The 23,821-nt window shown below is 41.0% G+C and carries 19 protein-coding genes; 8 read left to right on the plus strand and 11 right to left on the minus strand.

What is annotated here, in order from left to right; translation table 11 throughout:
- From QR42_RS18075 to QR42_RS18085, 3 genes are all read left to right on the plus strand, one after another.
- The gene (locus tag QR42_RS18075) at positions 1–1,209 is read left to right on the plus strand and encodes a glycoside hydrolase family 53 protein (protein WP_039182699.1); all 1,209 of its coding nucleotides are present in this window, start codon (positions 1–3) and stop codon (positions 1,207–1,209) included.
- Between the two features lie 23 nt (positions 1,210–1,232).
- Positions 1,233–3,299 (plus strand): beta-galactosidase, encoded by a 2,067-nt coding sequence (locus tag QR42_RS18080; protein WP_039182701.1) that lies wholly within the window; start codon positions 1,233–1,235, stop codon positions 3,297–3,299.
- Positions 3,300–3,583: 284 nt separating this feature from the next.
- Complete coding sequence (locus QR42_RS18085; RefSeq protein WP_039182704.1) at positions 3,584–4,912, plus strand: CitMHS family transporter; 1,329 nt, start codon at positions 3,584–3,586, stop codon at positions 4,910–4,912.
- Positions 4,913–4,953: 41 nt separating this feature from the next.
- Here the strand turns inward: QR42_RS18085 and QR42_RS18090 are convergent, their stop codons facing one another.
- The 8 genes from QR42_RS18090 to QR42_RS18125 all read right to left on the minus strand — a co-directional run bounded on the left by QR42_RS18090 (position 4,954) and on the right by QR42_RS18125 (position 12,400).
- On the minus strand, positions 4,954–5,382 hold the full coding sequence (locus QR42_RS18090; protein ID WP_039182706.1) for a DUF4064 domain-containing protein: 429 nt from the start codon (positions 5,380–5,382) through the stop codon (positions 4,954–4,956).
- Positions 5,383–5,406: 24 nt separating this feature from the next.
- Complete coding sequence (locus tag QR42_RS18095; RefSeq protein WP_039182707.1) at positions 5,407–6,357, minus strand: ABC transporter permease; 951 nt, start codon at positions 6,355–6,357, stop codon at positions 5,407–5,409.
- Positions 6,354–7,283, minus strand: a complete 930-nt coding sequence (locus QR42_RS18100) for an ABC transporter ATP-binding protein (protein ID WP_039182709.1) — start codon at positions 7,281–7,283, stop codon at positions 6,354–6,356. Before QR42_RS18100 ends, QR42_RS18095 begins: the two co-directional genes overlap by 4 nt.
- 239 nt (positions 7,284–7,522) lie before the next feature.
- Positions 7,523–8,044, minus strand: coding sequence for a tubby C-terminal domain-like protein (locus QR42_RS18105; RefSeq protein WP_039182710.1), 522 nt, complete (start codon positions 8,042–8,044; stop codon positions 7,523–7,525).
- A gap of 251 nt (positions 8,045–8,295) precedes the next feature.
- Positions 8,296–8,634: a zinc ribbon domain-containing protein YjdM gene (locus tag QR42_RS18110; RefSeq protein WP_024423969.1), complete on the minus strand. Its 339-nt coding sequence runs from the start codon at positions 8,632–8,634 to the stop codon at positions 8,296–8,298.
- Between the two features lie 92 nt (positions 8,635–8,726).
- On the minus strand, positions 8,727–9,866 hold the full coding sequence (locus QR42_RS18115; protein WP_039182712.1) for a glycerate kinase: 1,140 nt from the start codon (positions 9,864–9,866) through the stop codon (positions 8,727–8,729).
- Between the two features lie 31 nt (positions 9,867–9,897).
- Positions 9,898–11,169: a GntP family permease gene (locus tag QR42_RS18120; protein ID WP_039182714.1), complete on the minus strand. Its 1,272-nt coding sequence runs from the start codon at positions 11,167–11,169 to the stop codon at positions 9,898–9,900.
- A 118-nt stretch (positions 11,170–11,287) separates the two neighbouring features.
- Positions 11,288–12,400 carry a CdaR family transcriptional regulator gene (locus QR42_RS18125; protein ID WP_039182716.1) on the minus strand — a complete coding sequence of 371 codons (1,113 nt, stop codon included), beginning with the start codon at positions 12,398–12,400 and terminating at the stop codon, positions 11,288–11,290.
- 159 nt (positions 12,401–12,559) lie between these two features.
- On the opposite strand from QR42_RS18125, the gene QR42_RS18130 reads away from it, so the two are divergent.
- From QR42_RS18130 to QR42_RS18155, 5 genes are all read left to right on the plus strand, one after another.
- On the plus strand, positions 12,560–13,210 hold the full coding sequence (locus QR42_RS18130; RefSeq protein ID WP_039182718.1) for a TetR/AcrR family transcriptional regulator: 651 nt from the start codon (positions 12,560–12,562) through the stop codon (positions 13,208–13,210).
- A 69-nt stretch (positions 13,211–13,279) separates the two neighbouring features.
- Positions 13,280–14,533 (plus strand): MFS transporter, encoded by a 1,254-nt coding sequence (locus tag QR42_RS18135; RefSeq protein ID WP_039182720.1) that lies wholly within the window; start codon positions 13,280–13,282, stop codon positions 14,531–14,533.
- Positions 14,530–16,854: an FtsX-like permease family protein gene (locus QR42_RS18140; RefSeq protein WP_039182722.1), complete on the plus strand. Its 2,325-nt coding sequence runs from the start codon at positions 14,530–14,532 to the stop codon at positions 16,852–16,854. Before QR42_RS18135 ends, QR42_RS18140 begins: the two co-directional genes overlap by 4 nt.
- A 16-nt stretch (positions 16,855–16,870) precedes the next feature.
- Complete coding sequence (locus QR42_RS18145) at positions 16,871–17,632, plus strand: ABC transporter ATP-binding protein (RefSeq protein ID WP_039182724.1); 762 nt, start codon at positions 16,871–16,873, stop codon at positions 17,630–17,632.
- 655 nt (positions 17,633–18,287) lie between these two features.
- A complete protein-coding gene (locus QR42_RS18155) occupies positions 18,288–19,466 on the plus strand; it encodes a response regulator aspartate phosphatase (protein WP_039182727.1) in 1,179 nt (392 codons plus the stop codon).
- A gap of 92 nt (positions 19,467–19,558) precedes the next feature.
- On the opposite strand, the gene QR42_RS18160 is transcribed toward QR42_RS18155, so the two are convergent.
- The 3 genes from QR42_RS18160 to QR42_RS18170 are packed head-to-tail and all read right to left on the minus strand — an operon-like array spanning position 19,559 to position 23,768.
- Positions 19,559–20,407: a PRD domain-containing protein gene (locus tag QR42_RS18160; protein WP_039182729.1), complete on the minus strand. Its 849-nt coding sequence runs from the start codon at positions 20,405–20,407 to the stop codon at positions 19,559–19,561.
- Between the two features lie 30 nt (positions 20,408–20,437).
- Positions 20,438–21,904: a glycoside hydrolase family 1 protein gene (locus QR42_RS18165; protein WP_039182731.1), complete on the minus strand. Its 1,467-nt coding sequence runs from the start codon at positions 21,902–21,904 to the stop codon at positions 20,438–20,440.
- A 4-nt stretch (positions 21,905–21,908) separates the two neighbouring features.
- On the minus strand, positions 21,909–23,768 hold the full coding sequence (locus QR42_RS18170) for a beta-glucoside-specific PTS transporter subunit IIABC (RefSeq protein ID WP_039182734.1): 1,860 nt from the start codon (positions 23,766–23,768) through the stop codon (positions 21,909–21,911).
- Positions 23,769–23,821 lie beyond the last annotated feature (53 nt).

Below are 23,821 nucleotides of genomic sequence, written 5' to 3' on the forward strand. Positions count from 1 at the left end.
ATGAAGAAATGGTTGCTTGTCACTGTTGCCTTTTTCTTTCTGATAGGGTTAGGTGTTTTGCCTGAAGCTAAGGCAGATGCGATTTCTGTTCAGCCGATCAATGGATTGCAAGGTGATTTCATCAAAGGAGCCGATATCTCTATGCTTGCAGAAGTAGAGAAAAGCGGTGGCAGATACTACAACCAGAACGGACAGCAGGTTGATCCGCTCAAGCTATTAAAGGATAAAGGCGTCAACTATGTGCGTATCAGACTGTGGAACCATCCATATGACAATCAAGGCCGTGCTTATAACGGCGGGACAAATGATCTCAATACAGCCATCGCTTTATCGAAACGTGCAAAAGCACAAAATATGAAAGTGCTGCTTGATTTTCACTACAGTGATTTCTGGACGGATCCGGGTAAACAATTCAAACCGAAAGCGTGGGCGTCCCTCTCACAAAGTGATTTAGAAAAAGCAGTCGGCACTTACACAGGCGATGTGCTCAAAGCGATGAGAGCGCAAAATGCCTTGCCGAATATGGTTCAGGTCGGGAATGAGTTGAACTCAGGTATGCTGTGGCCAAACGGAAAAAGCTGGGGTGAAGGCGGTGGTGAATTTGATCGGCTCGCTGCTTTGCTAAAAGCTGGCACAAATGCCGTCCGCTCTGTCGATTCAAACATCAAAATCATGCTTCACCTTGCACATGGCGGAGACAATGGTGCATCCCGCTGGTGGTTTGATGAAATCACAAAACGAGGCGTCTCATTCGATACAATCGGTTTATCTTATTACCCGTATTGGGACGGCGGCTTTAGCGGTCTTACGTCCAATATGAATGATATTAGTGCCCGCTATAACAAAGACGTCATCGTGGTGGAAACTGCTTACGGCTTTACGACAGCAAACGGTGACAACCTAGATAACTCATTTAATCAAGACTCTGTCAACACAGCCGGCTATCCAGCCTCACCTCAAGGCCAGGCATCTTTTATACGAGATCTATCCGAAAAGATTTCAAAAGTAAACAACAACCGCGGAAAAGGATTCTTTTATTGGGAGCCGCTTTGGATTCCAGCGAAAGGTGCTCCGTGGTCTAGTCAATACGGGCTCGCTTATATTCAAACCACCGGTACTGTCGGAAATGCGTGGGAAAATCAAGCGATGTTTGATTTCAACGGAAAAGCACTACCTTCTCTTGATGTATTTAAACAAATGACACCGTAACTAAAAGGATAGGACGTGACAAAATGGGAAAGCGTTACCCACTCGTTCACCCAAATGTGAAAGGCTTTTTGCATGGTGGCGATTACAATCCAGATCAATGGCTCCATATGCCAGAGATCATTGACGAAGATTTTCGATTAATGAAGCTTGCACACTGTCAAACATTCTCCATCAACATATTCGCATGGAGTAAGCTAGAGCCAAAAGAAGGTCAATATGACTTTGCTTGGCTGGATGACATTATGGACCGCTTGGCAGCGCAGGGGGCACACGCCATTCTCGCTACGCCAAGCGGGGCAAGACCTGCTTGGCTGTCGCAAACATATCCAGAAGTATTGCGCGTCGAAGCGAATCGTCAGCGTAACTTACATGGACTGCGCCATAATCATTGCTTCACCTCTCCGGTTTATCGAGAGAAAACGAACACACTCAACCGGCTGCTTGCGGAACGCTACAAGGATCATCCAGCACTGATCATGTGGCACATTTCAAATGAGTACGGCGGCGAGTGTCATTGCGATCTTTGCCAGGAAGCATTTCGAGACTATTTGAAGGACAAATACAATCATGATCTTGAGGCTTTGAATCAAGCATGGTGGACAGGATTTTGGAGCCACACGTATAGTGATTGGTCACAAATCGAGTCTCCCGCACCACACGGGGAGCACATGATTCACGGCATGAACCTGGATTGGAAACGCTTTGTCACAGCGCAAACGATTAATTTTTATCAAAATGAAATTGAACCGCTGCGGGAATTGACGCCTCATATCCCAGTAACCACGAACTTTATGGGTGACTATCCACATATGCGTCCATTCCTTGGGCTGGATTATCATCAATTTGCTAAAGAGGTCGATGTGATCTCATGGGATAGCTATCCTGCTTGGCATAGCGGCAGAGAAACAACTGCCGAATTAGCATCAAACGTCGCCTTTGTACATGATTTGTATCGTTCATTAAAGGACGGACAGCCGTTTCTCGTCATGGAGAGTACGCCGAGCCTTGTGAACTGGCATGAAGTCAACAAGGTCAAACATAAAGGCATGGCACACCTTTCTGCCATGCAGGCCATTGCCCACGGATCAGACTCCGTGCTTTATTTCCAGTGGCGGCAAGGCCGAGGCGCCTCTGAAAAATTCCACGGTGCCGTTGTTGATCATTCCGGTCATGAACATACGCGCGTGTTTCAAGAGGTAGCTGATCTAGGAAAACAACTGGAGCAGCTGCAGCCAATTGCGGGCACATCCGTTCAGCCAGAGGTTGCCATCATTTACGATTGGGAAAACCACTGGGCCATTGATGATGCGCAAGGCTTAAATAATACAAACAAACGCTATGTAGAGGCTTGTCAAACTCACTATCGAAGCTTTTGGAAAAAGGGCATTCCTGTTGACATTGTCGGAATGGAAAAGGATTTCTCATCCTATCGTGTGCTCATTGGGCCAATGCTCTACATGATCAAACCAGGCGTTGCAGAAAAAATTGAAGCCTTTGTCAAAGCGGGCGGCATTTTTATTGCGACTTACTGGAGCGGCATTGTCGATGAAAATGATCTCTGTTTCCTCGGCGGTTTCCCTGGTCCTCTCCGCCATGTACTTGGCATTTGGGCAGAGGAAATCAACACATTGATGCCAGATGAACATGTGTTAATGACGACAGGAAATGGACGCACCTATCATGTCGGACAATATTGCGAATCCATACATCCTGAAACGGCCTCTGTGCTAGGGCATTTTGAGAATGGCTGCTACGAAGGACAGCCAGCCCTGACTGTCCGTTCATTAGAAAAAGGGAAGGCATACTATATGGCCTCAGAAAATGAACAGGCTTTTTATGATGAGTTTTACGAAGACCTTATCGCAGGCATTGGCATACAGCCCGTCCTATCCACTGCAATTCCAGAAGGAGTCAGTGTACAAAAACGAACAGACGGTACGCAGGACTATGTGTTTTTGATGAATTTTTCAGAAGAGCAGCAGAACATGTCACTAGATTCAGAGGCAAGCTATGAGAATATACTGACTGGCCAGCAAGTGCCTGAGCAGCTTCAACTTGATCCTTACGAGTACGTCATCCTGAAAAAATAATTGAAAGAAGCGTCCATTTATTGGGCGCTTTTTGATTTTAATGAGTATATATACCCATATTTATCGCTGTGAATTTATTAGTTATTTTTTATCTAAATTTTTTTGCAATATTTGATGCCGCATTACGACTGGTCTCTCCATCCTTTTTTACCATTGTATAGGTATGAAAGCGGTTGCTTCATACTCATAAATTTGATAATCTTTTTTTTCAATGCACCTATGGGAGTGCATTGGATGAAAAGAATAGATAAATGTAAACGGTTTATTTGCAGGGGGAGGGGCTTATGTTAACGTTTGTTGGATTGTTGATTATTTTAACGATTGTTGTGCTGCTGATTTGGGGGAAAGCAAGTCCAATTGTCGCCATGGTCATGGTGCCTTTAATAGGGGCACTCATCGCGGGATTTGGGATCAATGACATTCACACCTTCTTTGAGGAAGGGATTATCAAAGTATTACCGGTGGCGACCATGTTTATCTTCGCCATTTTATTTTTTGGCATTTTGCAAGATACAGGGTTCTTTGAACCTGTAATTAAAGCTTTAATCAAGCTGACAAAAGGAAATGTTGTCACAGTTGCAATGGGAACTGCTTTGATTGGGGTTATCGCACACTTAGACGGAGCAGGGGCTACGACCTTTTTATTAACTGTACCTGCACTGCTTCCGCTTTATAAAAAATTACATATGAGTCCTTATTTACTGCTGTTATTAATCGGGACGAGTGCCGGGTTAACCAATATGATTCCATGGGCCGGACCGACTGGACGGGCAGCAAGTGTCCTGAATATGGATCCCTCTGAACTCTGGGTGCCGCTCATTCCAATTCAGCTCATTGGCGTTGTGCTCGTATTAGGGATGGCATTCATTTTAGGAAAAAGGGAAGAAAAACGAATTCGGGTGAAAATTGCTGCAAATGAAATAGCTGCGGTTCAACTAGAAGGCGCAGATTGGGATCGTGCGATTCAGTCTATTAGTGAAACGGGAGACGCCTCTTTAAAGCGTTATCATCTCATTTGGGTCAACCTTATCCTATTTGTATCTGTTGTCGTGCTTCTCGTGTTGAACGTGATTCCTGCTAGTTTTATGTTTATGATTGGCCTGTCACTGGCACTATTGATTAACTTTCCGAATGTGAATCTGCAAATGGAAAGGATTAAGGCACACGCACCTAGTGCGCTGATGATGGCGGCTGTCATTTTCTCCGCAGGGTCATTTTTAGGAATTCTTGAAGGCACAGGGATGCTGAAAGCCATTGCTGTGGACAGTATTCACATTTTACCAGCCTTCTTGCTGCCATTTTTACATATCATTGTTGGGCTGCTTGGGGTGCCGCTGGATATGCTGACAAGTACAGATGCCTATTATTACGCCCTTCTGCCAATTGTTGAGTCCATTACATCTGAAGTTGGCGTACCAGGCACTTCTGCGGCATATGCCATGATGATTGGGAACATCATCGGAACCTTTGTCAGCCCGCTTGCTCCCGCTGTTTGGCTCGCTGTAGGTCTTGCAGGGGTTGATATGGGGAAACACATCCGCTACTCTTTCTTTTGGATGTGGGGATTCAGTATTATCCTTCTGTTCGTAGCGATGCTGATTGGCATCATTTAAAAAGAAAGACATGCGCGGATATGCGCATGTCTTTTCTATCATTATGAAGGATATTCACTTGTGTGAATGTCTGTATTCGGCTTTCTAATAAGAGACATTAATCCAATGATAAACAATAGAACCATTGGAACGAATGCAAGGCCAACTGTTCCAATTAAAAGAGTCACAGCAGAAACCAAGAAAAGAATACCTGATAGCACGGCACGACGGTCAGTTTTCAAGAAAATCACACCAACAATCGACAGCACAGCCGCAATTGCGGAAACGACCATGAACTGAGTACCAAATGCATGAACCGAAGCCTGAAGCGTTTCGATCGGCAATGTTTCTCCTTCCTCTTTTAACACTTCATTGATTTCATCATAAAAAGATGGACCTACAGAAAGGATTAATGCCCCAAACCCAACACCAATGGCATTGAGGACAATACTAATAATCCCCATAATTTTTTCACCTTTACGTTTCATCATGTGTAAACCTCCTAAAAAGTTAAATTAACCTGTTTTCACTTCACGCTTTTGGAAGACAATTAGGGCAATGGCTAAGAAAATAGCCCAATAGATGACTAGGACGATTAATGAGAATCCTAGAGACATACCTTCGATAAGAGTAACCTGTTCCATAAAGTATTGGGATGGATCGTTTGCAAATAACAGATATTTTGACCAATCAAAGAAGAGCATTAAAATACCTGTGACTGATCCACCCACAATATACGCTAACACACTAATGGCAATGGAGATAGCTTCACTTCTAAATACTGTAGAAATGGCGAACGAAAGGGTTCCCAAAACGACAAACATTGCACAATGAGCAAGATAATAATAGACCATATTTGCAAACTGCGAACGTTCAATCACTTCACCATTTTGATACACCAAATTCACATAATCAGTGTTAAGTCCAAAGAAAATAGCACCCAATATGAATGACAAGATAAATAGCACCACAACAAGTAAAAGAGCATACAGCTGCACCGTAATATATTTAGATATTAGGATCTTTAGCCTTGATGGTGGACGAATCAATAATAATTTAATTGTACCATGCTTGTATTCAGCCGACACAATGGTGGAAGCAATAATGATCACAAACACACCGACAAGCTGAAGTAAATTGGCGTTTGTTTTCACATAGTCCCATACACTGTCGCTAAACTGATCAGCTGGCGGCAAGTTATGCTTGATTCGATAATCATTAATAGCGATCTCTTTTTCAAGCTCTCTTTTAAAGAAACCATTCTCTGTCTCTTTGAGCTCCCTCTTGTTTTCCTTATTCATCATTTCTAGCTGGGTTTTCCAATCACCTGAAGCTTGATCTTTGTCATTTGTTTTCACTACAAAGATCAACGTGGCAACCATACCTAATACAAGAAGCCCAACCATAATCCAAGTACCAACACGATAACTGATCTTCATCCACTCGTTTTGAATGAGGCGAATCATACGTCTGCCTCCTTTTTACCTGTTAAGCTTAAGAACTTATCTTCTAAGGTTTGTTTTTCGATTTTGATTTCGTACAAATGAATAGACGCGCTGCTCAAATGACGAATTAATTCTGGCATTTTTTGTTCTGGCATAGAGAAGAATAAATACTGCTCCTCTTCTCTTACAGTGACGCCTTCCTCAAATGCACCAATGAGCTTCTGTGCTTCTTCAAGCTCCCCGGCTGCTACCTTCATTCGATAATTAACCAAATCATCCTGCTTCGTCTCAGCACGCTGATTCTCAATGGCAACTAGCTTTCCTGTTTGGATAATTGCAAAGCGATCACACATCAATTCCATCTCTGACATGAGGTGACTTGAAACAATAACAGCCAGCCCTTCTTCCTTCGCAAGCCTTCTCAAGTAATCTCGTATCATTCGAATCCCCTCAGGATCAAGTCCATTGGTTGGTTCATCTAAGATAAGCAGTTTCGGTCTATGTATGAGTGCCTGCGCAATACCCAATCGCTGTTTCATTCCTAATGAAAATGTACGCACACGTTTATGTTTGACATGCTGTAAGCTGACTAGCTCTAACAGCTCATCAATTCGCGCTTCATCCACTTTCCCATTCATTCTGGCAAAGTGAACAAGATTTTGTCTTGCCGTTAAGTGATTATACATTTCTGGGTTTTCAATAATGGCACCGACATCTTGGATGGCATGCTGATAGGAGGTTTGAATACTATGACCATTAATCAGAATGTCACCAGATGTAATGGGAGAAAGACCGACCATCATACGAATGGTTGTCGTTTTCCCTGCACCATTTGGTCCTAAGAAGCCAAAGACTTCGCCCGCTTCGACAGAAAAACTCAAGTCTTGAACAATCTTTTTCCCGCGAATATGTCTAGATACATTATGCAGTTCTAAAACGTTCGTCACGTTACCTCTCCTTCTTTGTCTAAGTATCATCTATCATTCTATTTCTTGATAAACACCATGATCCGTCAAAAATAGAAGAATACTTCCATATGGTACAGCAATGCCCAAAAGTTGTGAAGGGGATTAGCCAAAATTTAGCGAATCATCTGCCTTTTTTAAGGTTGGGTTAAGGTAATGATTTAAAATACTGTTTATAGAATGTGGGATTCAACATGATGATGCACTTATGGGATCCCCGCTTACTCTCTTAACATAAATATATAATAGAGGCATGCAATAAGATGTAAAGATAAGTCACCCTGCTTTTTTTCAATACTAACTGTTGCAGGAGGTATTATTTTATCGTATGTAATTTCAGCTATCGTCTGCTCTGAGTTTTCTAATCTAACACGTCTATTGGAAAAATCTTTCTTTAGATAGTATATAGTATCATTTATTATTAATTTCATCATTGGATTTATTTTAATTTTAGTTCTATCTTCTAATAATAACCTTCCTTTATCTTTACATTCTATCACCCAATTTGAACGTAACATTGATTGGAGAGATTTATTTTCAATAGCCTTTACAATCATATTAGAATTCGAATCCATTACTTCAACATTCACATAAAACTCATCAAATATGTGATCAATCAACTTTTCAACTTTGTTTGTATAAAATCTTTTTATATATCCAATGGTGATTTCTTCTTTATTACTAATTGGTATACATTTGGTCGTTTTTTTGATCACAGGCTTCTTAAAATATCCAAACTCCATTTTTATCTCCCATTTATTTTTAGACTCAATTAATTTATGAAATAATAAGCTTAAATTATTCCAATAATATATACGGATATTCCTTTGAATAGTTCCTCATCATTTTAAAAACTGTATAAAAATATAAAACACCTAATTTATTAAGGGATATGTTTCCTTTAACAATTTAGGTGTTTTTTGTACAACTACAACATTCTTATACTTATTTCTTGCTCAGATTTAGCAATTTCTAATAGTATAACTTTTTTTGTTTATATCTTTTTCACAAACTCTGATTTTAATTTCATTGCGCCGAAGCTAGGGATTTTACAATCAATGTTATGATCGCCTTCCACTAAACGAATGCCTTTGACCTTCGTTCCTATTTTCAAAACGGATGATGAACCTTTTACTTTTAGGTCTTTAATGACAGAGACCGTGTCCCCATCACTTAACAGGTTCCCATTCGCATCTTTGACAACAAGCTGTTCCTCTGCCGCTTGTTCTTGTTCAAGTGACCATTCATGCGCACACTCAGGACAAACCAACAGACTGCCGTCCTCGTAAGTATAAGGTGAGCTGCACGAAGGACAATTCGGTAGATTAGACATTTTTGTTTCCTCCAACTTTCTACATCATTTATATCGATTTTACCACATTTCTATAGAAGGAATGTGATAGAAAAGGAAACATTTTTCATCGTTTACTTTTTTATTCCAAATTCTAACACAGCCGCGATATTCCGAGCTGTTCTCTCTACATGGAGATTCGCATCGTGTATCGCCTCAGAAAGAGAGGTGATACCTGGAACAATACTAAAAAGTGCATCAATTCCATGATCATGTACGACTGCACTGTCTTTTGAAAGAGAGCCTGCGATGGCAATCACGGGTAGATTATACTGCTTCGCTGCTTTGGCTACGCCGATTGGCGTTTTTCCATAAATGGTCTGCCGGTCAATTCGGCCTTCTCCCGTAATGACAAGGTCTGCCTCCTTGATGATGTCATCAAAATGAACAGCTTTCAGCACAATATCGATTCCTCTTTGCAAATCGGCTTTTAAAAAGCCTAATAAACTCGCACCAAGTCCTCCTGCCGCTCCTGCCCCTGCTGCATCTTCAAAGGATATATTGAACTGCTTTTCAGCTACTCGTGCAAAATGAGCTAGGTTCTTGTCTAACACTTGAACCATTTCTTCATCTGCTCCCTTTTGAGGGCCGAAAACGGCAGACGCTCCTCTCTCACCTGTTAAAGGATTATCCACATCACAAGCCGCCTCCAGCCGGACAGATTGCAGCCTTGGATCGAGTCCAGATAAATCAATTGAAGCTAATTGATGAAGTGCCCCGCCGCCTGACGTCAGTGCATGTCCTGTTTTATCAAGGAAAGCTGCACCTAATCCTTGCATCATTCCAACACCGCCATCATTTGTTGCACTTCCGCCAAGCCCAATGATCACATGCTTCGCTCCTTTATCCAGCGCTGCAAGTATTAATTCACCAGTTCCTCTCGATGTCGTCCATAACGGATTACGTTTTTCTCGCGGAACAAGGTGTAATCCAGAGGCTGCAGCCATCTCTATGACAGCAGTCTGACTGTCTCCTAACATGCCAAAAAAAGCATCCACAGGCTCACCAAGCGGGCCCGTGACCACTTGATGAACAATGTGCCCGCCCGTCGCATCAACCAACGATTGAACAGTCCCCTCTCCGCCATCTGCCATTGGCAGTTTGATATACTCTGCGTGTGGCAAAATAGAACGAAATCCTCGTTCAATGGCACATGCTGTCTCATAAGCAGACAAACTTTCTTTAAATGAATCTGGTGCGATCACAATTTTCATCCTATCAGCCCCTCATTTCTTATCCTGTCCTTTAGCCAAACAGCTGGAAAACGCCAAAAATAATGGTCGATACAACGGTTAACGTCAAACCGATTAACGATTCAAAAGGCATGAGCTTTAAACGCTCTTTAATATCCATTTGAACACTTCCTGCTGTTGCATGGAAAAAGCTCCCGTGCGGCATATGGTCAAGCACTGTTGCGCCAGCATGAATCATGGCTGCCCCTGAAAGAGCAGATACACCAAGCCCAATCAGTGTTCCACTAAACACACCGCTCGCTACCGCCGTGCCAGCTGTTGTCGAAGCAGTAGCGGCTGACATAAATATCCCTGAAGTTGGTGCAAGTAAATATGGAGGTAAACCCGATGCATCAAGTGCCTGAATAAACACATCTTTTAAGGTAGAATTCGATACGATTCCTGCTAACGTACCTGTCCCTAATAACATGATCGCGACACCTGACATTTTATGAAGACCTGACATCGCATAATCATTGAGAAATTTCCCTTTTTTCATGAAAAGAGCGCCTACAATCCCTCCAATTGGTAAGGCGATCATTGGATCTATATTGATTTGAAAAAGCGGCCTTAAAGCCAACAATAAAATGGTAACCAGTGGACCAGCCAGTGCTTGAAAAAAAGCAGGTATTTGAACTTTACTTTGCCCGGTTTCCTCTTCAAGAACGGGTGTCCCCTTGTTTGCAAGCTTTTTAGCTAATACATATGTAACCGCCAGCCCGAACACAGCTGGAATGACACCCGCAGCCATCATTGAAGTCAGAGGTACACCAAAAGCATCTGAAGCGGCAATGGCATTCGGATTCGGTGACATGATATTTCCTGCCTTCCCGCCTCCAATCATAGCAAGGAGAATTCCCGTTTTTGAGAGCTTTGCGCGTTTGGCAATGGCAAGTGCGATGGGCGCTACCGTAATAACCGCAACATCTACAAACACGCCCACTGCTGTTAAAATCATCGTTGCAAGTGCGAGTGCTAATAGTGCCCTCGCCTCACCAAGCCTTCTCACGATGGCCTCAGCGATCGATAACGCTGCACCCGACTCAATGAGAACACCAGCCAGTACACCTGCCGCCATAATTCTAAGGACAGCTGGAATCATGTCCTTAGCACCTTCCATCATGACGTTGACGGTCTGAACAATATCTACACCGCCAACCAAGCCGCCTATAAATGCACCTGCCAGCATGCCATAAGCAGGTGATACTTTTTTTAGAATGAGAACAATCGCGATCACAAGCGCCGCCAGGGCTCCCAAAGTACTTACCGTTACATCTCCACTCATCCTCAATCCCCCTAAAAATATCTTTCTCCAATTGTAAGCGTTTACCCAAAGGGATTGTGTTGTGAATCTGGATGAACTTTTTTCATCTATCACTCTACTCAATTGTGCATTTGCACAATCAAGATAATTGATTCATTAGCTGCGCCATATAAAGCTCGATTAACTGTTTTACATGACGAGGGTCTTTTCCAGTCAATTCTTGAATTTTGTCTAAACGATAACGCAATGTATTCCGATGAATAAATAAACGATCAACAATGCTCTGCAAATCACCGCCCTCTTCAATGTAAACCCTTAATGTATGGGCGAGCTCTGCTTCTTGTGTCAGCGGCTTGTAAAAGTCAGTCCATCGACTTTTCTTTTCAGCAATTCCCGCAATCATGAATAAGCTTTCCAGCTGATAAGACTCAAAGAAATACATACTTTCTTCCGGATCAAGAGCTTTCCCTAATCTCAGGGCTTCTCTCGCATGCTGAAAAGAAATTGGCAGCTGGCTGATGTCGTCAGCGACAGTCCCTATCCCCACTAGCACTTGGCCTCCTATTGCTCTTTGCATTGTTCTTTGCAGATGACCTGCCATCTGCTTTAATTGATGTTCAGGTATTGAATGACTTAAAAGAATCAATTCATGACAAAAGGTCATACCAAGTAAATCATCCGACTTCTTATCATATTGAATCGCATGCATCAATTTATGAACAGCATCCTCTGAGGATGGAACTGGCTGAAAAACAATAGCCCTTCGGCGCTTGTCTAAATCCATTCCCAGCCAAGCAGCTCGATTTTTCAGCTGATGATCCCCAACATCAGAATATGAAATCAACTGATTGACAATTTCACTTTCTATTCGATGACGCCATTGAACCCGTTCGAGTAGAAAAGATTGCTCTAACACCAGTTCAGCTGCCATCTTCACCAGCTCGGCATGATGCCGAATGTCCTCTGGCTCACCAGTAATCCCAATCACACCAACTACTTGTTCATGAAAGCAAATAGGCAGGTTGATCCCCGGTCTCACTCCTTCTAAGCGCAAGGAGGTCTCATGGTCAATTTCCACACTGTTCCCGCTTGTCAGAACAAGTCGTGCACCATCATGTTTCTGGCCAATCCTGTTTCGTTCACCAGAACCAATAATGACACCATCTGCATTCATCACATTGATGTTTTTATGTAAAATATGCATCGTACGTTCAACCATTTCTTGAGCCAATTCACTGGTTAAAAATTGCATGAGGCATCTCTCCTGAAGGTGTTTTCATTCAATGTATCATAGTGTCTTTGAACAATAAATGCAAAGTGTTTAAAACCAGCCATTGACAAAGACACCCTAAAAAGTGTTTAATCAAATCAAAGACCGACCGACAGTCTAGTTAAAAGAAAGGATGGCTTTATGAGAACCGTTAAACATCCTGAGGAACGTAAAAATGACATATTAAACGCAGCAGAAGCGCTTTTTTCAACCAAAGGCTATCAGAAAACAACGATTATTGACATATTAAAAGCCGTTGGCATTGCAAAAGGCACCTTTTATTACTACTTCGCATCCAAAGAAGAAGTAATGGATGCCATTATTGACAGGATCATCAAAGAAGATATCATCGTGGCAAAGCGTATTGCGGCTGATCCAGACCTTCCAGTCGTTGACAAACTATTTCGTATCATCATGGCGCAATCACCTCAGCAAGGAAGCCATAAACAGGGGATGATCGATCAGTTCCATCAGCCTTCTAATGCAGAAATGCATCAAAAAAGCTTAATTAAAGCCATTAAAGAACTATCACCAGTGTTGGCAGATGTCATTCAGCAAGGTGTAGAGGAAGGGACATTCAAAACGAAGTATCCGCAAGAGACGGTTGAATTCCTTCTCGCTTCTGCACAGGTCATATTTGATGAAGGCCTGTTTCAATGGACAGCCGAAGAAAGTATACAACGCGCTTTAGCTTTTATCGATATACTCGAATCCTCATTGCATGCAGATAAGGGGAGCTTTTCCTTCCTGCTGAAGCGATTATCTGGTGAGCAGGATGAAAATAATCAGTGATTGGTCACTTCAATACCAATCCTGCATACATTATAGACTGACGGTCGGTCTAAAAGGAGAGTGATATTTATGAATGTATTATTCAAAAGAGATTCATCTCACTTTATCTACCTCGTTCTCGGACAGATTATTTCCGTTTTCGGATCTTCTCTCATTCGATTTGTTCTATCTTTACATGTGCTTGATATGACACAACGAGTTGATTTATTTGCCTTACTTTTCGCTTTATCCAATATCCCGTTCCTTCTCTCCCCATTAGCTGGTGCAATCGCTGACCGGTTTAACAGAAGGAACTTGATGATTTTATTTGACGTCCTCGCCGGCATCATGATTCTTGCTTTTTATTTCTGGTTATTATCTGGAAATGATTCACTCTACATGATAGGAGCTGTCATGATACTTCTTGGTGTGATGAGTACGTTCTATGCACCTACTGTGATGTCCAGCATTCCACAGCTAGTGAAAGAAGAGCAATTAGAACAAGCGAACGGCATCGTCAATGGCGTTCAGGCACTTTCAGGTGTTCTCGCACCTGTTATCGGTGGTGTTCTATACGGAATGATTGGAAGTCAATTCATTATAGGTGCCAGTGCCATCGTATTTTTCCTATCTGCGTGCATGCTCTTACGATTAAAAATACCCTTCTCCTCTAGTCCGCTGACAGATTCTATGGGCAAAGTGCTCATAAAAGATATGAAACAAGGATTTTCTTATATCGGCAGCCAGCCGTTTCTAAAAAGAACCATGCTGCTTGCTGCAATGTTAAATTTCATTCTTACACCATTTTTTATCGTAGGTGGCCCAATCATTTTAAGGGTCACAATGAAAACCAGTGACATCATGTATGGAATAGGAATGGGCTTGATTGAGTTCGCTGTCATCGCAGGTGCTCTGCTAGTTGGACTTGTAACGAAGCATTGGCGCATTCCTACTTTATATCGCTGGATGCTTGTCATCGCCATCATCCTGCTGCCTGTGGCGTTCTCAACATCGACTATGGCTCTACAATTTGGCACTTATCCAGCTTATTTCCTCTTTTTAGCAGGATGTCTTCCAATTGCTATGCTGCTTACAATGATCTCGGTCGTTGTGATATCACATATTCAAAAGAAAACACCAAATCACCAATTAGGAAAAGTGATGGCCAACCTAACAATGGTTTCTCAATGTGCTGTCCCGCTTGGTCAAATGATGTATGGGTTCTTGTTCAATACGTTTTCAGCCAACATGTATGTAACTGTGCTAATAGTCAGTATTTTCATGTTTGCCCTAGCCTACCTAACAAAAAATATGCTTCAACATGAAGGAGAATCAGCCTCATGAGATTCGCCTTTATAAAGAAAGACTTAACCCGCCACCGTCTTATTTCAATTGGTTTAACTATTTGCATCATGATGACTTCATTTCTCGCAGCAAGTGCCGCTCAAATGACAGTACAGCTGAATGGGTCCATTTCTGGCCTGCTCCATTCTGCTAAAGCGCCAGACTTTGTCCAAATGCATGACGGCGACCTAAATGAAAAAGACATTGAAGCATTTTCAAGTAAGCAGTCCATGGTAAAAGCTCATCAAATCGTCCCAATGATACCAATTGAACATGCAAACATCAGGTTCGGACATGAGCCTGCCAAAGCAGGTGTGATGGATCATTTATTTGTGAAGCAAAATCGCAATTTTGATTTTCTTTTAAATCAACAAAACGAGAAGCTCACTGTCAATAAAGGTGAAGTAGCTGTCCCAATTTATTTTCAACAAAAGTATCATCTCAACATAGGTGAAACGTTACTGATTGAGAAAGGAGCTAATCAATTCACCTTTCGCATTAAAGCGTTCTTGCGAGATGCACAAATGAACCCCAGTCTAGTCAGCTCAAAAAGATTTCTTCTTCATAACGAGGATTGGGATGCAATAAATCATGTGTTTCAACAAAAAGAGTACTTAATCGAATTTTTACTGCATGATGCCGCGCAGACAGATGCTTTTCAAGCAATCTATCAATCATCACAGCTACCACAACAAGGCCCAGCTGTCACACTGCCTTTGCTGCGTATGCTGAATGCATTGACAGATGGAATGGTGATTGCCATTCTTTTGCTTGTTTGCCTGCTGCTCATAAGTATAGCCCTTCTCTCACTCCATCTTGCTATGACGGCTTCTATAGAAGAAGATGAACGTGAAATTGGCATACTGAAGGTAATGGGGATTCCTTTAACAAAAATTAAGCAATTATACGTTGGAAAATATGCCGTGCTTGCTTGTGCGGGATGTATAGCAGGCTATGTGTTAACACTTATATTTGGTGATATGTTTACGGCCAATATTCAGCAATACATGGGGAATCAGCCTTCTTTTATTCATTTGTTAATCCCGCTTTTTGTTTCTATTGTGACGGCAATGATCGTCATCTCTTGCAGCTATGCTGTCCTAAGAAAGTTTGGTCAAATATCAGCTGCTCAAGCCCTTCAAGGTGGTATCCATTCATCGAATCATAAGAAAAAAATACCTATGCACCTCAAGAAAAGCAGGTTCATACCGATCCATATATGGCTTGGTTTAAAAGACCTGATATCACGAAAGAAGTTGTACACAACGATTACTTGTATTATTGCACTTTGTACATTTTTAATGCTGATGCCTATTCAGCTATGGCATACCTTACAATCACCGGATTTCATCACCTACCTTGGCTCTGGTAAAAGTGACCTCCGAATTGATATACGCCAAGGAAATCAACTAACGAAAAATACAAACGAAATAGAATCAATGATTCGTGAAGATCGGAGCATTCAAACAGCAGCCATCTATGAGACTGCTTCTCTTCAGGCGAAATCAAAGGAGAATTCATTAGAAACGCTCTATTTAGAAACAGGTGAGCTCTCAGCATTTCCCCTCACCTATTTACAAGGGCGGCAACCTTTTAAGAATGATGAAATTGCCTTATCCGTGTTAAATGCAGATTCACTTCAGAAAAAGATTGGAGAAAGAATCACTCTCGTAACTAACGGGCATGAAACCCAAAGAACGGTGACAGGTATTTATCAGGACGTCACCAATGGAGGCAAAACAGCAAAAGCAATATCACAGCCATTTCCTCAATCAGCTCTTTGGAAAACCATTCAAATCCAACTAAAACCAGGAGTAAATATTGCAGAGAAAAAGGCGATATTTGAAAAAAAGGCATCTCCTGCAAAAGTGACAGATATGAAAGAATACGTTCATCAAACGATCGGCAGCACAGCAGCTATCGTAAAAGTCGTTGCATTTTTTGCTACATTAGCTGCTTTTGGGACCGCCAGCTTAATGCTGTTCATGTTCTTGCACATGTTAAAAGCTAAAGATTCAAGCCGGAACAACATGTTAAGAACAATTGGGTTTTCTATAACAGATATAACAGCACAATATATAACAAGTTTTATCGTTGTTCTCTCTTTTGGTGCCTTTATTGGAACAATCGCGGTCAATACAATTGGTCCTGCTTTGATGAGTGTCGGTGGAGCTTCATTAGGGGCGTCGAGCCTTCAGTGGCTGTCATCGCAATGGGTGTCGGTTGTGTATCCACTCATACTATTTATTGTCAATTTAGCTTTGATCGCCTGGTTATTGAAGACGTTTTTTTCTAGCCAAACGACAAGGCATACACTTTAATAAGGAGTTGTTTCACATGGAACACTTGATTGAAACGAAGCGATTGTCATTGCATATCAATTCATTAAAAGGACAGAAACAAACGATTCTTAAGGATATTCATTTATCGATAAAGCGCGGGGAATTCGTGACCATTATGGGACCTTCTGGATGTGGAAAAACATCCTTACTTTATCAGCTTAGCGGCATAGAAACAGCTTCAACAGGAGAGATCAAATATAAAGGCCGAACACTATCAGAAATGACAGAAAAACAGTTAAGTGCTCTGCGCTTAACTGAGATGGGATTTGTCTTTCAGCACAGCCACTTATTAAAAAAACTTAATCTATTTGACAACATCATTGCAGCAGCTTATTTAGCAAAGAAAAAGCCAAGACAAAAAGTGAATGAACGAGCTCAATATTTAATGGAAAAACTTGAAATTGATCATTTGGCAAATAGATATTTGACAGAAGTATCGGGAGGACAGCTTCAAAGAGCCGCTATCTGCCGAGCGCTCATGAATGAACCAGATATACTTTTCGCTGATGAACCTACAGGTGCTCTTAATTCCAGTACAACAAAGGAAGTAATGAATATTTTTTCAAGAATCCACTCTGAAGGAGCAACACTGCTACTTGTTACACATGACCCCAAGGTGGCTCTTCGTTCTGAAAGAATCATGTTTATGAATGACGGAGAAATGGCAGACAGTTTACAATTAGGAAGATATGATCATTCAACTGTCGAGAAACGAGAAATGAGATTAAATCATTGGCTGCAAGATTTAGGTTTTTAATTTGAGTACAAACAGGCAGAAACTGCCTGTTCTACTTTTTCTGGCACTCAAACGAGTAATCCATAGACAAACTATTTGTTTCTAAGATGATTTTGCCGCCAGCTTGTTGACAAGATTCTATCAACAGCTCAATTTCTTTGCTATAAAAGTATCTCTTTGACATATATAGAGTCACTAAAACAAGTAACAGAGTCGTGATAATGACTGTGATTTGTCTGTTTAAGCTTTGAAATCTTTTTTTCATTTCAACATCCTTTCTTAAAGGTCGGAGTTTGTGTTTAATACTTACTTTTGTCGTCATCTATCAGTTTCTTATCTCATGATCTAGCAACATCATACCTGATTTTCTTTCCTAGATCGACCTTCCATTTCCCCTCTTAAATAGCTAAAATTTCTTTATATCAAATATATGAGCGGTATTTTCGTACATTATCTTAAAACCCGTTGTATATAACCCTTTTTTAGATTTCTAAAAAGAGATTTTATTCATTTGTGTTAACAAGCATTCTCCCTTACAATATCGTACATCACATGACCTTAGGTCCTTTTTATTACCCCTTGTCAATCGCCTCACCGAAACGATTATATTTTACCAAAAATTGTGATATCGTTTTTTATGAAACAGGTGAAAGGATCTTAAAGAGGTGAAATTTCCATGGCTATCATTTCTGCTGAACAGGTGGGGAATCGTTTAAATGATTGGAGAATTGCAATTCGCAAGCATGATGTACACAGTGCAAAAGCAATGTATACAGAAGTAAAGGAATTACTTCAAAAAATGGAAGAGAATCAGGAGGTCTTGACCTATTACTCATTGCTAGAAGGCAAGTATAAGCTCATGTTATATGAACGAAGAGGTACGAAACTGAAGGAACAGCTAGAGCCAGATTGCCCCTCTAAAACAAACGACTTAATTGAATACTATTTTTACCTATACAAAGCCCTTTACGCGTCATATAAAAGAGACTATGCATCAGCCATTGGACTGTTTAAAATTGCCGAGAAAAAACTACAACACATTCCTGATGAAATAGAAGTAGCAGAATTCCATACGAAAATTGCCAACTTATATATGCTGCTTCGTCAAAGCCTAATTTCTCTACACTACATTCAGAATGCTATTGATATTTTCAAAAGCCATGAAGGATATGAAAGAAGACTAGCTGCAGCCTTTGTCATCGCCGCTGCTAATTATATGGACATTTGCGACTTTATAAGGGCAGAAAATTACTACAAAAAAGCATTACACATCGCAGACAGTCTAAACGATCATTTTCTAACATCACAGCTTTATCATAATATCAGCATTTTGTATGCCGAAGCTGGCGAATCAAAAAAATGTATCGATGCCCTAGAAAAGGCTCTTAGTGACGAAGACTATTTCTCATCGTGTTACTTCCATCACTCCATGTACATGTTAATGAAGGAGCTACTCTCTATCGATGAAAGGACACAAGCTCTCTATTACTTCGAATTGGTTAACCAAAAACATGAATCAGAGAAATGCCCCATCTATACAGCAAAAATGAATTTGCTTTACCATCTATATTTCACTGAAGATATGGCTCAAAAAGCTCAAGCCTGTTTCGATGAAATCAGCATTCTTAAAAAATTAAAAGATGCTGAAGGAGTCTGTGAATTAAGTGCGTTAGCAGCAAAACACTTTGAAGAGCTGGGAGCAATTCATCAAGCCTATCTCTTTTTAAAGGAAGCTGATCGCATGAAACATCCTATCATTGACTGGGGGAATTCTAATGAAAAAAATGAGTTTATTGATTATCACTTTGACCATCGTTGTTTTAGGACAAACAGGGACTTTCAATTCATTAAATGATGAAAATGGTACAACAGAACGACCTATCGGAACTTAATATAAACATTTGAAATAAAGAACCACTCGCCTCATCAAGGCAAGTGGTTCCACATTTATTTTAGTTGCTGATAAGAAATAAGGCGGTGTATATGTACCGCAAGATAAGTAAGCTCATCATTAGGAATGATGATACTATGCACCTGTTTAATATAATCTTTGATCTTAAAAGCAACATCCATCGCTTGAGGATATAAATGTGCAATTTGTTCAAATAACTCATTTTCCTGATCTGATAATAATTTATCAGCATAAAATCTCTCTACAAAGAATTTCACATGTGTAATGAACCGACTGTAATGAATATTCTCTTGATCCATTTTCATATTCAACGTATAGCGCACAAGATTAACAATACTTCCGATCATCTTGGCGTATTTCATACCATCTTTGGACTCGGACTCTTCACCTAATGCATTAATCAAGTGAAAGGCGATATTGGCAGCTTCTTCTTTTGGTAATTGTATGCCCAATGTGTCATTGACTAACTCAAGTGCGTAGTTCCCTACTTCAAATTCTTCTGTATAGTAATTTTTGATTTCCCAATACACACGATTCGTAATATTAATATTCTTTTTATGACGTTCCACTGCAAAATTCAAATGATCCATTAAGGTAAAATAAACACCTGAATTTAAAGTTGAGTTTAAACGTTTTTCTGCATATTGGACGATTTGCTGAGTTAAATCGATAAACTCCTGAGCCATTGAATCTAACAATTGAAGAAATTCTTTTGCTCTCATGTTATCGACTGACATAAAGACTTGGTCCGCTTTTTTCTCTTCTATCATTTGACCTGGTTTCTGGCCATAGCCAATTCCTCGGCCGAACAAAACCATCTCCTGTTGGTTCTGATCTTCAGCCAGGACCACGCTCGAGTTTAAAACTTTTTTGATTTTAAACATCGTCATCACCTGTTTTCATGATTGTGGTGTTCAATCAAGCGATTCACCATTTGTCTCAATGACTTTTTGGTACCAATAAAATGAGTCTTTTCGAGATCGTTTTAATGTCCCGTTCCCGTCATCATCTTGATCTACGTGAATGAAGCCGTAACGTTTTGACATTTGTGATGTACCTGCACTAATAATATCAATCGAGCCCCAGCTCGTATATCCAAAGAGATCGACGCCTTCTTCAATAGCTTCTCTCATCTGACGGAAATGCTCTTTGAAATAGTTAATACGATAGTCGTCATGGATTGAGCCATCACTTTCAACTACATCCTTTGCACCCATGCCGTTCTCGACAATGATAAGAGGTTTTTGATAGCGTTCATACAATTCGATCAAAGAAATTTTCAGACCAACCGGATCAATTTGCCAGCCCCAATCAGTTGAAGGAAGATAAGGGTTTTTGACTCCACGAATGGTATTCCCTTCTGTCTCTTCTAATCCTTCTTGGGCTGATTCCGTTAAAGACATATAGTAGCTAAATGAGATAAAATCTACTGTGTTTTCTTTTAAAATGGTAAGATCATCTGCTTCCATATGAATATGAATATCTTTTCTCTCAAGCATACGCTTGATCAGTGGCGGATACTCGCCAAACACCTGAACATCTGCATAGAAATAGTTTTCTAAGTTTTGTTTCAAAGCTTGTTCTACATCATTCGGGTGGCACGTATGCGGATACGTTGTCAATTTTGTCAGCATACATCCTACCTGACTGCCTGGGATGATACGATGGCAATCTGCTGTTACGAGAGCAGATGCGACAAATTGATGATGAAGTGCTTGGTACACCGTCTCTTCTACTTTTCCTTCTGGGCAGCGATCAGGAATAATTCCCGCTGTAATGAAAGAGTGGCGGTGAATACTATCAATTTCATTAAAGGTAAGCCAATATTTCACATCATCTTTATAACGTTCGAAACAAACATTGGCGAATTTCACAAAGAGGTCAATTACTTTTCTTTCAACCCAGCCGTTATATTTCACACTAAGGGCTAAAGGCATTTCATAATGAGAGAGAGTCACGATCGGTTCTATGTTGTGTTTTTTCATTTCTGCAAATACACGATCGTAAAATTGCAGCCCTTTTTCATTCGGTTCCGCTTCTTCTCCAGTAGGGAAGATACGACTCCATGCAATAGAAATTCGAAGTGTTTGAAATCCCATTTCAGCAAAGAGAGCCAAATCCTCTTTATAGTGATGATAGAAATCGACACCTCTGCGTTTTGGGTATTTTTTATCGTCTGGATCTTTCATCGCACGATCTATATTTTCAGTGGTAACTGCAAGATGGCCTTCATAATCTTCTACACTCAAGTTGGAACGGTACATTGCAATATCTGCAACAGACGGCCCCTTTCCATCTATATTCCAGGCGCCTTCTGCCTGGTTAGCAGCAATGGCGCCGCCCCATAAAAATCCTTTTGGAAAACCTTTGATTTTTGTCATATGATTAGCCTCCTAATTGTGTAACAACCATCAATGTATCTTGACGATTGACCTCTTGTAATGGCTGTACCTTAATATCATATTGATCTGTATTTGTGACTACAGCAAGTGTTACTGGATCATATCCTGCTTCCATGATTTTTTCTAGATCAAATTCAATCAATAAATCACCCGCTTGAACACGATCTCCAGCCTGTACTTTTGGATGGAAATACTGCCCTTCCAACTGAACGGTGTCAATGCCGATGTGGAATAATACTTCAACTCCATGGTCCGTTTTCATACCAAGTGCATGGTTTGTTTCGAACAGCAAGGTTACCTCTCCATCTACAGGTGCATAAAGTGCTCCTTTTGAAGGTACAATGGCAATTCCTTCTCCCATGACCTTTGAAGAGAAAATATCATCTTTCACTTCAGATAGAGAGATCATTTGGCCAATCACAGGGCTCTTGAATGTTTCGCCTGCTCCAATTTTTTCAGCAAACCCAGCTTGGTCCTTTGTCTTTTCTTCTACTGTTCGATCTTTACCTAATACAAAAGCAGCGATAAAGGCGACAATAAACGAAATGACCGCTCCAATGATAGCAAACATCAGATTTCGCGGTAGCTCATCTGATATAAACATCGACATGCTTGCTAAACCAGGGCCAACAAGCACAAAGGCTTGTATACCAACTAATCCAATGAAAATTCCGCCAACAAACGAACCAATCATGACACTTCCTAGAACTCGCTTATTTTGCAGTGTCACACCATACAACGCTGGCTCTGTGATGCCAAAAAAGGCTGATATCCCTGCCGAAATGGCTGTTGATCTAAGTACCTTGTCTTTTGTTCGAAGTGCCACAGCGAAACACGCTCCACTTTCCGCAATATTATGCGCAAGTGATGCCGGCAAATAAAGTGCTTCTTTCCCAAGGGTTCCCATCGTTGTGACTGCATAAGGAACCATTGCTTTATGCATGCCTGATGCCACCATGAATGGGAGGACCGCTGCTAAAATGGCGACAGCTACCCAGCCTACCGTATTAAACATCGAAAGAATAATAGATGAAAAACCTTGCCCCGCTGTAAAACCAATCGGTCCTAACAGAAGTAGCGTAACTGGTACAGTAATGACCAATGACATCATCGGAACGAAGAAAATCCGAATTGGTTTTGGTGAAAACCGTGTAAAGAATTTTTCCATTTGCGCGTAAAGCAATACAGAAAGGATTGCCGGAAACACTTGATACGCATAAGCTATATTTTTCACATCGAATGACAGTAATTGTGCACCTTCTGTAAGCATCGCCGTCATGTTCGGCAGAAGAAGCGCACCGACTGCTGATAGTGCGACCAGTGGGTTTACTTTTAGTTTATTCGCCGTCGTTACAGCAACTAGTAAAGGCAGAAAGTAAAGTGGTGCGTCACCTACCATGTTCAGTATTTGATAGGTTTGTCCCTTTGCATCCATCCAGCCTAATAAAGAGAAAAGGAGAAGAAATGATTTTAAAATTCCTCCGCCTGCGATAGCTGGTACAAGCGGCTGAAAGACACCGACAATGAAATCTAACAGAACTGTGCCTGCTTTTCTTTTTTCTTTTGGCTGATTGGATGGCACGTCTTGGCTTGATGAGCTGCTGCCTATTAAATTTGTTACCTTTTGATACACTTCAATGACGTCATTCCCAATGACTACTTGGCATTGTCCTGTCATTCTGACAGCTATGACACCCGGTGTTTTTTCCAGTGCTGGTACATCTGCTTTTTTCTGATCAATGAGTGTGAAGCGAAGTCTTGTTGAACAATGCTCAAGGTGCGCAATGTTTTCTTTGCCACCTACATGCTGTAAAACGTCTTTGGCAACTTGTGTGTAATTCATTTTTTCTCCCCCTTTTCTCATACACGAGACCTATATTTTGGCAACAAAAAAAG

The organism is Bacillus sp. WP8 (assembly GCF_000800825.1).
GTDB lineage: Bacteria > Bacillota > Bacilli > Bacillales > Bacillaceae > Bacillus > Bacillus safensis.

Bases quoted from the DNA above. Each gene is read 5' to 3' on its own strand.
- QR42_RS18075 (WP_039182699.1), top strand. From the start codon at position 1: ATGAAGAAATGGTTGCTTGTCACTGTTGCCTTTTTCTTTCTGATAGGG.
- QR42_RS18080 (WP_039182701.1), top strand. From the start codon at position 1,233: ATGGGAAAGCGTTACCCACTCGTTCACCCAAATGTGAAAGGCTTTTTG.
- QR42_RS18085 (WP_039182704.1), top strand. From the start codon at position 3,584: ATGTTAACGTTTGTTGGATTGTTGATTATTTTAACGATTGTTGTGCTG.
- QR42_RS18090 (WP_039182706.1), bottom strand. From the start codon at position 5,382: ATGATGAAACGTAAAGGTGAAAAAATTATGGGGATTATTAGTATTGTC.
- QR42_RS18095 (WP_039182707.1), bottom strand. From the start codon at position 6,357: ATGATTCGCCTCATTCAAAACGAGTGGATGAAGATCAGTTATCGTGTT.
- QR42_RS18105 (WP_039182710.1), bottom strand. From the start codon at position 8,044: ATGGAGTTTGGATATTTTAAGAAGCCTGTGATCAAAAAAACGACCAAA.
- QR42_RS18110 (WP_024423969.1), bottom strand. From the start codon at position 8,634: ATGTCTAATCTACCGAATTGTCCTTCGTGCAGCTCACCTTATACTTAC.
- QR42_RS18115 (WP_039182712.1), bottom strand. From the start codon at position 9,866: ATGAAAATTGTGATCGCACCAGATTCATTTAAAGAAAGTTTGTCTGCT.
- QR42_RS18120 (WP_039182714.1), bottom strand. From the start codon at position 11,169: ATGAGTGGAGATGTAACGGTAAGTACTTTGGGAGCCCTGGCGGCGCTT.
- QR42_RS18125 (WP_039182716.1), bottom strand. From the start codon at position 12,400: ATGCAATTTTTAACCAGTGAATTGGCTCAAGAAATGGTTGAACGTACG.
- QR42_RS18130 (WP_039182718.1), top strand. From the start codon at position 12,560: ATGAGAACCGTTAAACATCCTGAGGAACGTAAAAATGACATATTAAAC.
- QR42_RS18135 (WP_039182720.1), top strand. From the start codon at position 13,280: ATGAATGTATTATTCAAAAGAGATTCATCTCACTTTATCTACCTCGTT.
- QR42_RS18140 (WP_039182722.1), top strand. From the start codon at position 14,530: ATGAGATTCGCCTTTATAAAGAAAGACTTAACCCGCCACCGTCTTATT.
- QR42_RS18145 (WP_039182724.1), top strand. From the start codon at position 16,871: ATGGAACACTTGATTGAAACGAAGCGATTGTCATTGCATATCAATTCA.
- QR42_RS18155 (WP_039182727.1), top strand. From the start codon at position 18,288: ATGGCTATCATTTCTGCTGAACAGGTGGGGAATCGTTTAAATGATTGG.
- QR42_RS18160 (WP_039182729.1), bottom strand. From the start codon at position 20,407: ATGTTTAAAATCAAAAAAGTTTTAAACTCGAGCGTGGTCCTGGCTGAA.
- QR42_RS18165 (WP_039182731.1), bottom strand. From the start codon at position 21,904: ATGACAAAAATCAAAGGTTTTCCAAAAGGATTTTTATGGGGCGGCGCC.
- QR42_RS18170 (WP_039182734.1), bottom strand. From the start codon at position 23,768: ATGAATTACACACAAGTTGCCAAAGACGTTTTACAGCATGTAGGTGGC.